Annotated in this window: 12 protein-coding genes and 1 pseudogene; all 13 read right to left on the bottom strand. The window is 69.4% G+C overall.

Features of this window, described 5'->3' with window-relative positions; genetic code table 11:
* Positions 1-20 precede the first annotated feature (20 nt).
* Positions 21-1,340 (bottom strand): ABC transporter permease, encoded by a 1,320-nt coding sequence (locus RWO82_RS08025; protein WP_399540736.1) that lies wholly within the window; start codon positions 1,338-1,340, stop codon positions 21-23.
* The gene (locus RWO82_RS08020; protein ID WP_314425464.1) at positions 1,340-2,062 is read right to left on the bottom strand and encodes an ABC transporter ATP-binding protein; all 723 of its coding nucleotides are present in this window, start codon (positions 2,060-2,062) and stop codon (positions 1,340-1,342) included. The genes RWO82_RS08025 and RWO82_RS08020 overlap by 1 nt, the downstream gene beginning before the upstream one ends.
* On the bottom strand, positions 2,059-3,606 hold the full coding sequence (locus RWO82_RS08015; RefSeq protein WP_314425461.1) for a hypothetical protein: 1,548 nt from the start codon (positions 3,604-3,606) through the stop codon (positions 2,059-2,061). The genes RWO82_RS08020 and RWO82_RS08015 overlap by 4 nt, the downstream gene beginning before the upstream one ends.
* A gap of 1 nt (position 3,607) precedes the next feature.
* Positions 3,608-4,627 carry a hypothetical protein gene (locus tag RWO82_RS08010; RefSeq protein ID WP_314425459.1) on the bottom strand — a complete coding sequence of 340 codons (1,020 nt, stop codon included), beginning with the start codon at positions 4,625-4,627 and terminating at the stop codon, positions 3,608-3,610.
* A gap of 137 nt (positions 4,628-4,764) precedes the next feature.
* Complete coding sequence (gene xerD, locus RWO82_RS08005) at positions 4,765-5,667, bottom strand: site-specific tyrosine recombinase XerD (protein WP_314425457.1); 903 nt, start codon at positions 5,665-5,667, stop codon at positions 4,765-4,767.
* Between the two features lies 1 nt (position 5,668).
* Positions 5,669-6,277, bottom strand: a complete 609-nt coding sequence (locus RWO82_RS08000; RefSeq protein WP_314425455.1) for an NUDIX hydrolase — start codon at positions 6,275-6,277, stop codon at positions 5,669-5,671.
* Positions 6,270-7,967, bottom strand: a complete 1,698-nt coding sequence (locus RWO82_RS07995) for a CTP synthase (protein ID WP_314425453.1) — start codon at positions 7,965-7,967, stop codon at positions 6,270-6,272. Before RWO82_RS07995 ends, RWO82_RS08000 begins: the two co-directional genes overlap by 8 nt.
* 17 nt (positions 7,968-7,984) lie before the next feature.
* Positions 7,985-9,676, bottom strand: coding sequence for a DNA repair protein RecN (recN, locus tag RWO82_RS07990; RefSeq protein ID WP_314425450.1), 1,692 nt, complete (start codon positions 9,674-9,676; stop codon positions 7,985-7,987).
* A complete protein-coding gene (locus tag RWO82_RS07985; RefSeq protein WP_314425448.1) occupies positions 9,673-10,587 on the bottom strand; it encodes an NAD kinase in 915 nt (304 codons plus the stop codon). The genes recN and RWO82_RS07985 overlap by 4 nt, the downstream gene beginning before the upstream one ends.
* Positions 10,584-11,381 carry a TlyA family RNA methyltransferase gene (locus tag RWO82_RS07980; protein ID WP_314425446.1) on the bottom strand — a complete coding sequence of 266 codons (798 nt, stop codon included), beginning with the start codon at positions 11,379-11,381 and terminating at the stop codon, positions 10,584-10,586. The genes RWO82_RS07985 and RWO82_RS07980 overlap by 4 nt, the downstream gene beginning before the upstream one ends.
* On the bottom strand, positions 11,378-11,554 hold the full coding sequence (locus tag RWO82_RS07975) for a hypothetical protein (protein WP_314425444.1): 177 nt from the start codon (positions 11,552-11,554) through the stop codon (positions 11,378-11,380). Before RWO82_RS07975 ends, RWO82_RS07980 begins: the two co-directional genes overlap by 4 nt.
* Positions 11,555-11,635: 81 nt before the next feature.
* A complete protein-coding gene (locus tag RWO82_RS07970; RefSeq protein WP_314425441.1) occupies positions 11,636-12,673 on the bottom strand; it encodes an HAD-IIA family hydrolase in 1,038 nt (345 codons plus the stop codon).
* Positions 12,673-12,965: pseudogene (locus RWO82_RS07965) on the bottom strand (hypothetical protein); the annotation flags it as partial. The pseudogene RWO82_RS07965 and the gene RWO82_RS07970, both read right to left, overlap by 1 nt.

Here is a 12,965-nt window from a genome sequence, read left to right as displayed (position 1 = left end):
GCACGGACGCAGATGGGAGATCAGCCGCCCCGCAGTGCGGCCACGGGCTCGACCCGCGCGGCGCGCCGCGCCGGGTACCACCCCGACCCCCACCCGACCACGGCGCCCAGGACCGCGCCGGCGACCGCGACCAGCGGGTCGGTGACCGGCGTCCACCCCTGCACCACCGCGACCGCGATCACCGCGAACACCCCGAGGGCAGACCCGATGAGCCCGCCGATGAAGCCGATCACGATCGACTCGACCATGAACTGCGCGCCGATCTGCCGACGCGTCGCGCCGAGCGCGCGGCGCAGACCGATCTCGCCGATCCGCTCCATCACCGAGAGCAGCGTGACGTTCGCGATGCCCAGACCGCCGGCCAGCAGTGCGATCACCCCGAGGATCAGGAACACGACGTTCACATCGGACTGCACGCTCTGACTCAGATCGGATGAGCCCGACGGAGCCTTGGCCTCGAGGCTCTCGGGGTCATCGGGCTGCAGCGCGAGCACCGCCTGCTCTGCGACCTGGGGACCTGCGCCGACGACGATGCGGATGTCGAGCTCCGAAGGAGCAGCGAGCCCGAAGTCCGCTCGTGCGGCGCCCATCGGGATGATCACCGCATCCTGCAGCTCACTGCGCCTCTCCATGCCGTCGACGATGCCGATGACCGCGTAGGCGACGCCGCCGACGAAGACGGACGGCTGGGAGTCGACGCGGTTGATCCCCATGCGCTCGGCCGCCCTCTGCCCGAGCACGGCGACCCGGTCTGCGCGGGCATCGTGCCCGGCGTCGAAGAACCGACCCGTCACCAGACCGCCCTCGGCGGTGTCGAGCAGATCGGGCGACGCGGAGTACAGGCGGGGCGATGCGACCGCCGCGGCCGACGGGTCGTTCACCGGCACGGCCGTGATCGTCTCGCCCTCCGTCAGCTCGACCTCGCCGAGCAGCGTGGCGCTCTCTACCCCTGCGAGCTGTGCCACACGATCGGGCGAGTTCCACGGCAGCCGCCCCGCCGCCACGCTCTGGTTCTGCGATCCCGACTGCGCCGTGGCCGCCGTCACCACGACCCGCGTCGCCGCTGCTCCGTCGAACTGGCTGGCGATCTGTGCGGCGGCCGTCTGGGCGAACCCGATCGTCGCCACGAGGGAGGCGATGCCCAGCACCGTCCCGAGGATCGTCATGACCAGGCGGGCGGGCCGCGAGCCGATGTCCGAGGTCGCTTCCGCGACGAGGTCCTGGAAGGTGAAGCGATCGGCATGAGCGATGGCCGGCACGAGCGCAGCGTCCACAGCATCCGTCGCCGTCTCCTGCGGCTCCTCGCCCTTCCCCCGGCGCCGGCGCACGCGCACGCCGATCACAGCTCGCTCAATCTGCCGTCGGAGATGCGGATGCAGCGCCGAGCCCTGCGTGCGACGCCGTCGTCGTGCGTGATGACGATGAGCGTCAGCCCGTCATCGTTGAGCTCCTCGAAGAGCGACATCACCTCGCCGGATGTGCGCTGATCCAGGTTTCCCGTCGGCTCATCCGCGAGCAGCAGTCGGGGTCCGCTGACCACGGCGCGCGCCACCGCGACTCGTTGGCGCTCGCCACCCGACAGCGAATTGGGGAAGAAGTCGATCCGGTGCCCGAGTCCCACCCTCGACAGCGCCTCGCGCGCGCGCTCCTCCCGTTCGCGCCGCGGCACGCCGCTGTAGAGCATGGGCAGCAGCACGTTGTCGAGCACGGAGCGCCGCGGGAGGAGGTGGAAGGACTGGAAGACGAATCCGATGAACCGGGCGCGCACCGCGGCTCGCTCGTCGTCCGAGAGGTCGCCCGTGAGCGAGCCCGACAGGCGGTACTCCCCCACGCTCGGGCGGTCGAGGAGACCGAGGATGTTGAGCATCGTCGACTTCCCCGAGCCGCTGGGACCCACGATCGAGATGTAGTCCCCCGGCGCGACCGACAGGGTCGCGCCTTTGAGCGCCTGCACCTCAGGCGGACCGGGGAACGACCTCGTGACGTCCCGCAGCTCCACGAGCGGCACGGGAGTGTCGGCGTCGGACGCAGCGGTGAGGGTCGACGTCTCGACGTCGGTCACTTGCCCACCACCACGAGATCGCCTTCGTCGAGCTCGCCCTCGACCGGAGTGACCTCCACAGCACCCTTCGCGGCGAGCCCTGTCTCGACGACGACAAGCCGCGTCTTCGCATCCTCGCCCTCGCGCGGATCCGACTCAACGACCTCGATACGAGACTCCCCTCCGGGCCCCGCCGTCAGGGCTGCGAGCGGCACCGACAGCACGTCGCCCTCGGTCGCTCCGACCGAGATCCGCACGCGGACATTGTTGCCCTGGAGCTGTGCGATCTGCTCCGCCGTCAGCGGGTCGGGCTCGAAGAGCACCTCCCAGCGCGCTTTCGCGTCCTTGCCGGGCTTGAGCTCGGAGACCACGGCTCGGTGCTCCGTGCCGTCGGGGAGCTCGAAGATCCCCTCGGCACCGGCCTCGAGCAGCTGTGCGTCGGCTTCGGCGGCCGCTCCCGTGAGTCGCACCGTGGCTCCCGAGACCGTCATCACGGCACCCGAGATGGTGCTTCCCCGCTTCACGTTCACCGCGTCGACGCGCCGGGGCAGCTCCGTGAGGAACAGCACCTCGCCCGAGGGCAGATACGGCAGAACACTCTCGCGCGCCGCCGCGAGCGACTCCTCTGCGGCGCCCACCTGCTGGCGGGCAGCGTCGAGCGCCGCCCGCTCCGCCCCGGTGTCGCGCGCCGCCCACAGCTGGTCGCGCTCGAGACGCGCGGTCTGCAGATCCCATTCCGCCTGCTGCACGTTCGCGCCCTCGGCGCCGTTCCTGGCGTCGGCGAGGGCCTGCTCGGCCTGCGCCACACGCACATCCGCCTGCCACGTCTCCAGGCTCGACGGCCCGGCACCCGCAGCGGCGAGCGCCTGCTCGGCCTGAGCGACGCCGCTCTGGGCTGCTCGCACACCCTCCTCCGCCGCGCGCACCGTGTCCTCGGCGCCCTCTTCGGGCGAGGGCAGCGGATAGCCGGCCTGCGCATACAGCTGACCGACCGCGTTCGCGGTCTGCTGATCGAACAGATTCGACGACACGTCTCCCGCGTCGATGCCGATGCTCACCAGCGCTTGCTTGAGCTGTATGACGTCGGGTCCGGAGACCCCCACACGCAGCGTGCGGTAGGCCGGGAGCTCACCCGGGAGCACGATGACCGGGCGTCCCACGACCTCGAGCGCGATCGACAGCGGGTTCAGTGTGGCACCGACTTCGGGCACCGATCCGGTCACGATGCTGCCGCCGCTCGTGGTGTCGATCGTCACCTCGACGGCATCGGCGTATCCGACATCGGCGCGCAGGGTCACGTCGTTGCTCAGTGCACCGAACTCGACCGGAACCGTCACCAGCCCGGGATCCGGTGTCTCGCTCGCCTCCGCCGGGGAGATCAGGAAGCGACCGACCAGAAGGCCCGCGACCAGGCTCACGATGGCGCATGCGGCCACGATCCAGAGCGTGCGGTTGCCTCGCAGGATGCGCCGCCATCCGCTCACGCGGGAGGTGTCGACGTCGTCGGTCTGCTCCGGAAGGAGCTCAACGGGAAGTTCGGTCGTCTGGGTCTCGTCGTCCTTCATGTCAGCTGTTCTGCTCGGCGGCAGCCTTGAAGGCCTCGAGGTCCGCCTTGTTCTCCGCGATGAACTTCTCCTCGATCGCGAACTGGATCTCCAGCGACTTCTTCATGTACGACAGCGACGTCCGGCATTCGAGATCGGCGAGTGCGAGCTCGATCTCCCGCTCGCCGATCTCCGCCATCTCGGGGCTCTCGGACGGGTCGACGAAATCGGGCGACTCGACGTCGACCTCGGTGGTGCCGTCGCCGTAGGCCGCATCGAAGAGAGCGTTCTGCTCATCCGAGATCGACTGCTGCGCCTCCATCGGAGACGCGAATCCCGGCTCGCCGGCGTCGTCCATGCACGCGGCCCACTCCGCGTTGAGGTCCGTCAGTTCGGGCGACTCCTGCGCGTCGGTGAAGACCTCGGTCATCTTCTCGCGGAGATCGGCGAACTCGTCCGACTGCCACGGGTCCTCCCCTTCGAGCTCATGCTGGGCCCAGCCCTGGCACCCGGCGTCCTCCCAGTTGTACTCGTAGCTGCCGTCCTCGGCGAGCTCGTCCTCCTCGGGCGGCACACCGTATGCGACCTCGTAGTACGCGGTCTGCTCCGACTCGGAGAGCGACTCGACGTACTCGGCGTTCGGGTCGACGTACTCCTCCCCCGACTGCTCCTCCTGGCCCATCTCGTTGTACGGGTTGTTGACGATCCCGTACCCGTACTTCTCGACCCAGTCCTTCTTCTCGGGCTCCCACTCGACGTCGTCGTCGGAGAACACCAGGCCGCCGTTCTGAGTGTTGGGCGTGTACTCGAACCCCTCTTCGGCCATGCACTCCGCCATGAGCTCTTCGGTCTTCAGCTGCCGCTCCTCGAACTGCTTCTGCTGCTCCTCCGGTGAGAGGTCGCCGCCGTACGCTGCGGACAGGTACTCGTTCAAGGGCGAGTCCTCATATGTGACCTCGTCGTCACCGGCGCCGGAGCACCCGGCCAGTGTGAACACCAGAGCGGTTGCGGCGAGCGCGGCAAGAGGACCGGTGGTACGCATGACTTACTCCATTCATCGTCGATGCACAGAGATCGACGCTCTCGAGTAACCCTAGGGGGAAGGCTTCGATCGCCGCGTCCCCCAAATGGCGGACGAAAATACCTCCGGAGGATGATGGCGCGGGCTCCCCGATGGGGCTATCGCGCTCTCGGATGGGACGTCGCGTAGACGTCCCGGAGCGTGTCGACCGAGACATGCGTGTAGATCTGGGTCGTGGCGACCGAGGCATGGCCCAGCATCTCCTGCACCACGCGGACGTCGGCGCCGCCCTGCAGCAGATGCGTGGCGAAGGAGTGCCGCAGAGTGTGGGGCGACACCTCCGAGGTGATCTCCGCGCGCTCGGCGGCGGCACGGATCACGAGCCAGGCGCTCTGCCGAGAGAGCGGCGCGCCCCTGGCGCCGAGGAAGACCCGGGCGGAGGCTCTCCCCTTCGCCGCCAGTTGCGGACGCACGCGCGTGAGATACGCATCGAGAGCGCGCCGCGCGTACGACCCGAGCGGCACGATCCGCTCCTTCGAGCCCTTTCCTCGCAGTCGCAGGACGTCGCCGTGAGCCAGGTCGTCGACATCGAGTCCTACCGCCTCGGACACTCGCGCGCCCGTGGCGTACAGCAGCTCGAGCAGTGCGCGGTCACGGATGCCGATCGGCTCCTCGGGCGACGGGGCGTTCAGCAGCCGCTCGACCTGATCTATCGTGAGCGCTTTGGGCAGGCGTCGCGGCGCTTTCGGCGGTCGAAGCCTTCCACTCGGGTCGTCGGACTCCAGTCCCTCTCTCACGAGGTACCGGTGCCAGCCGCGCACCGACGACTGCAGGCGTGCGAGGCTCGTCGCCGCAGGCGCGGGATCCGCCGCAGCCCGTTCCGCGATGAACCGGCCGATCACCGTCGGCGTGATCTCACCGGTGTCCGTGATGTCGACGCTCTGCAGCCACTCGCGGTACCCGCCGAGGTCGCGCCGATACGCCGCAATGGTGTGCGCGCTGAGGCCGCGCTCGATCGTCACATGGCGCAAGTACGAATCCAGCGCCCGATCGATCTGCACGTCAGCCCCGCGTGCGCCGACGCTGCACGGTCGCGAGCACTCCGATCGTGAGGATGCCGTTGCGCATGCGTCCGTCGAGCACGGCGTCGACGGCGTCGTCGAGCGGCACCCATTCGACGCGGATGTCGGCTTCCTCGTCCTCGCGCTCGTGCGCGGCGGGAGCCGGCGAGATGCCGGTGGCGAGGAAGAGGTGGATCACCTCGTCGTTGCCGCCCGGGGTCGTCCACGACGACACCATGGGCTCCCAGTGCTCGGCGACGAGATCGGCCTCCTCCGCGAGTTCGCGCTGGGCTGCCGCGAGCGGCTCCTCGTCGACGACGTCGAGCAGACCGGCGGGAAGCTCCCAGTCGCGGTGGCGGATCGGATGCCGGTACTGCTGGATCAGCAGCACGCGGTCCTGGTCGTCGAGCGCGACGATCGCCACTGCTCCGGTGTGCTCCACGTACTGCCGGCGGATCTCGCCCTCGCCGTAGCGGACGAGGTCGTCTCGCACGTTCCACACGGCGCCGCGGTACGCGAGCTCGCTGCGGAGCACCTCCGGCTCGAACCGCTCGTCACGAAGAGGCGCGAGCGACGCGGTGCCCTCGGATGACGGCGTGGGCTCAGACATCTGCGGCGTCGACGTCGAACAGCTCGCTCGACCGGTTGCGCTCGATCGCCGCTCCCACGAGACCGCGGAACAGCGGGTGCGGATCGGTCGGACGCGAACGCAGCTCCGGGTGGGCCTGGGTCGCGATGTAGTACGGGTGGACATCGCGCGGCAGCTCGACGAACTCGACGAGGTCGAGATCGGGATTGAGACCGGAGAACACCAGACCCGCCTCGGAGAGCTGGGTGCGGTACGCGTTGTTGACCTCGTAGCGGTGGCGGTGACGCTCGGACGCCTCCGGCGTGCCGTACAGCTCGCGGGCCAGAGAGCCCTCGGCGAGGGCGGCCTGGTAGAGACCCAGACGCATGGTCCCGCCGAGATCGCCGCCGTCGAGGATCTCGATCTGCTCGGCCATGGTCGCGATCACGGGAGCCGCGGTCTCGGGGTCGAACTCGCTCGACGAGGCACCGTCGATCCCTGCCACATCGCGGGCGTACTCGATGACCATGCACTGCAGGCCGAGGCACAGGCCGAGAGTCGGGATGCCCTGCTCGCGCGCGAACCTCAGAGCGCCGAGCTTGCCCTCGATGCCGCGGATGCCGAATCCTCCCGGAACGCAGATGCCGTCGAGCGTGCCCAGCTGCTCCTTCGCGCCCTCCGGCGTCTCGCAGAGGTCGGAGGGGATCCAGCGGATGTTGACCTTGGTCTCCTGTGCGAATCCGCCGGCCTTGAGCGCTTCGGTCACCGAGAGATACGCGTCGGGCAGATCGATGTACTTCCCGACCAGACCGATCGTGACCTCGTGCTTCGGGTTGTGCACCGCGTGCAGGACCTTGTTCCAGCGAGACCAGTCGACGTCATCCGCCTTCTCGTCGAGGCCGAGGCGGCGCACGATGTACGAATCCAGGCCCTGATCGTTGAGCGTCGAAGGGATGTCGTAGATGCTCGGGAGATCGACCGTGTTGATGACGCCCTCAGCGTCGACGTCGCACATCAGCGCGATCTTGTTGCGGTTGCTCTCGCTGACCGGGCGGTCGCTGCGCAGCACCAGGGCGTCCGGCTGGATTCCGACCTGACGGAGAGCCGCCACGGAGTGCTGCGTCGGCTTGGTCTTCTGCTCCCCCGACGCCCCCATGAACGGGACCAGGGAGACGTGCACGAAGAACACGCTGTCGCGTCCGAGCTCATGGCGCAGCTGTCGTGCGGACTCGAGGAACGGCTGCGACTCGATGTCGCCGACCGTGCCCCCGACCTCGGTGATGATCACGTCGGGCCGAGGATCCTCGGTGGCCTGCAGGCGCATGCGGCGCTTGATCTCATCCGTGATGTGCGGGATCACCTGCACGGTGTCGCCCAGGTACTCGCCGCGGCGCTCGCGGGCGATCACCTGGGAGTAGATCTGCCCGGTGGTGACGTTGGCGGCCTCGGACAGGTTGATGTCGAGGAAGCGCTCGTAGTGGCCGATGTCGAGGTCGGTCTCCGCGCCGTCGTCCGTGACGAAGACCTCGCCGTGCTGGAAGGGGTTCATCGTGCCCGGATCGACGTTCAGGTACGGGTCGAGCTTCTGCATCACGACGCGGAGTCCGCGGGCCGTGAGGAGGTTGCCGAGGCTCGCGGCGGTGAGCCCCTTGCCCAAAGACGAAACGACACCACCAGTCACGAAGATGTGCTTGGTCGTGTCGTTCTTGGGCCCCGCAGAAGAAGAGTTCATCACGGGCTTCGATCCTATCAGTCCGAGGAGGCGCCGAGGCTGAGAAGTTCTCGGGCGTGGGTGAGTGCAGCATCGGAATCGGTCAGACCCGAGAGGAGGCGAGCCATCTCCGCCTCGCGTTCTGCGCCGTCCAGGCGGCGCACGCTGGAGGCGGTCACGGCACCGTCATTCGACTTGACGACGCTCAGATGGTTGCCCGCGAACGCCGCGACCTGCGCCAGGTGGGTCACGGCGATGACCTGCGACGACTCTGCGAGTCGGGCGAGTCGTCGTCCGACTTCGATCGCGGCGGCACCGCCGATCCCTGCGTCCACCTCGTCGAACACGAATGTCGGCACGGGGTCGGTGCCGGCGATGACGACCTCGATCGCGAGCATCACACGCGAGAGCTCCCCTCCGGAGGCCCCCTTCGCCACCGACCGGGGCTCTGCGCCGGGGTGAGGCGCGAGCAGGATCGCGACGTCATCGCGCCCATGACTCGTCTCGGCCCCCGGGGACACCGCGACCTCGAGTCGCGCATCGGGCATAGCGAGGGCGTGGAGCTCTTCACTGACCGCGGCTCCCAACCGCACCGCGGCCGAGGTGCGGGCATCCGTCAGCGTCTGCGCCCGCCGATCGAGTTCGGCCCTGGCGGCGTCGCGCTCGGCCTCGAGCCTCTCGAGGCGCTCACCGTCGTCGTCGAGCTCGGCGAGTCGCGCCGAGCCGCTCTGCCAGAGGTCGAGGGCCTGCTCGAGCGATCCGTGAGCGCGCACCAGCACGCCGAGAGCGGCACGGCGCTCCTCGACGGCCGCGAGTTCGTGCGGTCCCGTCTCGTCGAGATCGGCGAGGTACGCCGACAGCTGCGCGGCGAGGTCGGTCACTCGGTAGCCGATGTCGGCGAGCGCCGCGGCGATGTCGGTCAGCGTGGCGTCCGATGCTCGTTCGAGCACCCGCCGCGCTTCCGCCAGAAGCGCGGTGACATCGGGGTCGCCCTCTTCGTTCGACAGCGCACCGTGCGCCTGCGACGCGGCGATGCGCAGTTCCTCGGCGTTGGCGAGGCGTTCGGCGCGCGCCGAGAGCTCTGCGTCCTCGCCCGGTTCGGGAGCCGTGGCCTCGATGAGAGCCAGCGCCTCGCGCAGACGGCCGGCCTCTTCTGCCCGGCGGTCGCGATTCTCCGTGATGTCGGTGATCTCGGCGTCGAGTTCCCGCCATGAGGCGAAAGCCTCGGCGTAGGCATCCAGAGCCTCCGCGATCGGTGCACCGCCGAAGCGATCGAGAGCGTCGCGCTGGGCGGCCGAGGACTTCAACCGCAGCTGCTCGGACTGCCCGTGCACCACGACCAGCTCCTCCGCGAGCGCAGACAGGACGCCTGCGGGAGCCGCGCGTCCGCCGACGCTCGCACGGCTGCGTCCTTCGGCGTTGAGAGTGCGCGACACATAGAGTTCAGCGAGGCCGGCACCTGCCGGTTCCAGCTCTCCCCCGGCATCCGACACGATGTCGGCGACGTCACCGGACTCCGGCACGACCCACACTCCGGCCACCGACGCCTGCGACGCTCCTGCGCGCACGGCGCCCGAATCCGCCCGCTGACCCAGCAGCAGACCGAGCCCGGTCACCACCATGGTCTTGCCCGCGCCCGTCTCTCCCGTGATCGCCGTGAAGCCCGCGCCGAGAGGCAGCACCGCGTCGGCGATGACGCCGAGTCCCTGCAGCCGCATCTCCTCGATCATGTCGTGGCCCCCTGACCCCGCCAGCCGGCGACCGGCAGACGGAACTTGCGCACCAGCCGATCGGTGAACTCCGTGGGATGCAGACGTGCGAGGCGCACGGGCCTGGACGAGCGCCGCACGACCACGCGCGCGCCGGGAGGGAGGTCGTGCGATCGTCGACCGTCGCACCACAGGATCCCGTTGCCCGATGTGCCCTCGAGCATCTCGATCGCCACCGCGGCGTCGGGGCTCACCACCAGGGGCTTCGCGAACAGGGCATGAGCCGACAGCGGAACGACCGCGATGGCTTCGACGCGCGGCCAGATCACCGGTCCACCGGCGGAGAAGTTGTACGCGGTCGAGCCGGTGGGGGTGGAGATCACCATGCCGTCGCAGCCGAAGCTCGACAGCGGTCGGCCGTCGATCTCGAGCACCACCTCGATCATCCGCTCACGGCTGGCCTTCTCGACGGTCGCCTCGTTCAGGGCGAACGTCTCGTAGACGACGTTCCCGTCGACATCCTTCACGCGCACAGCCAGCGCCAGACGCTCCTCGACGTCGTAGTCGCGAGCGATCACACGGCGGACGGCGTCGTCCATGTCGTCGCGGTCGATCTCCGCGAGGAACCCCACGTGTCCCATGTTGATGCCGAGGACAGGCGCGGAGCAGCCGCGCACGAGTTCCGCTGCACGCAGGATCGTGCCGTCGCCGCCGAGGACGATCGCGAGCTCCAGGTCTTCCTGCTGCACCGTCTCCCCCAGCACGTCGACGTCGGCGAAATGCGAGTCGACTCCTCGGAGATCGGCGCTGTCGTCCGTGGCGAGCACCGGTCGCGCACCCGCGCCCCGCAGTGCGTCGACCACTCGTCGCGCGGCGGCGACCGTGTCGGCGCGGCCCGCGTGGGCGACGACCAGGATGTTGCGCTCGTTCATCGTCCCCCTGTCACTGCGTTGATGCGGTCCGACCATTCTGACGGATCGCTGCCACGACCCGGTGCGAGGTGGACCAGGTACTCCCGGTTGCCGTGCGTGCCGAGGATCGGCGAGGGCAGGATGCCGAGCATCCCGAGCCCCGCGTCCCACGCGCTCCACACCGTGCGCGCGACCGCGTCCGCTCGAGTCGCGGGATCCGTCACCAGACCGCCCTTGACCGCAGTGCGACCGACCTCGAACTGCGGCTTCACGAGGAGGATGATGTCAGCGCCTGCTGCAGCCACACCCGCGACGGCGGGGAGCACGAGCTCGAGGGAGATGAACGAGAGGTCGCCGACGACGAGATCGGGCGCGTCGGACTCGTCGGTCGCCGCAGCGAGGTTCTCGGGCGTCATGTAGCGGACGTTGTACCCCTCGACGCTCACCACCCCGGGGTCCGCAGCGACCGCTGCGGCGAGCTGATCGTGTCCGACGTCGACGGCCAGCACACGGCGGGCCCCGCGCTCGCGCAGCACCTGGGTGAAACCGCCCGTCGACGCCCCCATGTCGAGAGCGAGGCGACCATCGACGTCGACATCGAATCCGTCGAGGCCTGCGATCAGCTTGTGCGCGGCGCGCCCGACGTAGTGATCAGCGCCGGCGACGGTGATCTCGGCGGAATCGGCGACAGAGGTCGATGCCTTCATCACGGGTCGGCCGTCGATGCTCACGAGCCCGTCCGCGATGAGCGTCGCTGCATGGGTGCGCGACCGAGCGAGTCCTCGGGCAGCGAGGGCGGCGTCGAGTCGCGTCATCGGGCGCCCGGGGCGTCACGCTGATCGAGCTTCGCACCGCTGTCGAGCCTGCGCGACAGTTCGTCGTGCACGGCGGCGTAGGCGTCTGCGCGGGCAGCGAGAGGCTGCCCTTCGATCAGGCGCAGCCGACTCCACAGACCATCGGTCGGCGCATTCGACGTCTCTTCGCTCACGGTTCTACTGTACGCGGCAGCGCCGATGCCTCGGCGAAGCCACGGCGGAGACCGCCCTGGCCGCTCGCTCGAGTCGGACGCTCAGGGCCGGTGGAACGGGTCGTCGTACAGGCGCTCGGGAACGCGCAGCACGAAGACCGGAGTGCCGGAGGCCCAGATCGCCGCCGCTCCCGCGCGAAGGAGGTCGATCTGCGAGTCCCCCTCAGCGAGGATCTCGACGTCGGCCCCGACCACACGCACCGACGCACCGTTCACGGAATGCACTCCGTCTCTCACGGTCGTCTCGGGGTATGGCTCGTGCAGCTCACGAAGATCGCTGAGGATGTAGGTCGGACGGGACCCGTCGGGCGCGGCGAGCACATGTTTGGGACGATCGATGCCGGTCAGCACGAGTGCCGAGTCGATTCCGGCGCGGACGGCCCCGAGGATGTCGGTGTCGAGCCGGTCGCCGATGAACAGCGGCTTCTTCGCGCCGAACCGCTCGGTCGCTTCATCGAAGATGGGCACTTCGGGTTTGCCCGCGACAGTGGCGAGTCGACCGACCGCCGTGTGCACGGCGGATACGAGAGTGCCGTTGCCGGGTGCCACGCCCCGCTCGCGTGGGATCGTCCAGTCGGTGTTGGTCGCGATCCAGGGGATCCCGCCCTCATCCTCGGGCATCTTGAGCGCGAACGCGGCCTCGGCGAGATCGGTCCAGGCGACCTCGGGCGCGAAGCCCTGCACGACGGCGTCCGGGGAGTCCTCCGCGCTACGGGTGACGGTGTAGCCCGCCTTCTCCGCTTCGTCGACGAGACCGGCCCCGCCGACGATCAGAAGGGTGGCCGGCGGCGGCACGATCCCGGCGAGCAGTCGCATCGCGGCCTGCGGGCTGGTGATCACATCGGCCGGCGCGACGTCGAGTCCGAGACCCGTGAGGTGCTCGGCGACCGAGGCGTCGGTGCGCGAGGCATTGTTGGTGATGTAGCCGAGCCGTGCGGTCGCCGCGGCGGCGTTCAGGCTCTCCACCGCATAGGGCAGCGCGCCGGGGCCCGCGTAGACGACCCCGTCGAGGTCGGCCAGCACGGCATCCACCCCGTCGAGAGGAGTCCGCGTCACCGGCTTCTTGGAGAACAGCCCCACTACGCCTCCTCAGAGGGGTCGGATGCAGCGCGGGCCTCGCCCTGTTCAGGGCTGTCGTGCTGCTCGCCCTCGTGCTGGTCACCGTCGTGCTCCGTCTCGCCGAGAAGCTCGCGCACCTCGTCGTCGATGGACGGCTCCGTCTCGTCACCGCTCGCGTCGTGGTCGACGGACTCTTCAGCCGCCGTCTCGGATGACACCTCTGCGGAGCTCTCGGCGTGAGACAGCGCGTCGTGAGACAGCGCGGCGTGGTCGTCGTCGTCGAAGTCGCCCTCGATGAGGCCGTCCTCGATGA

This window comes from uncultured Microbacterium sp. (assembly GCF_963521645.1).
Taxonomy (GTDB): domain Bacteria; phylum Actinomycetota; class Actinomycetes; order Actinomycetales; family Microbacteriaceae; genus Microbacterium.
The sequence above is the reverse complement of the archived record's forward strand: the minus strand, read 5'-3'. Positions and strand labels throughout refer to the sequence as shown.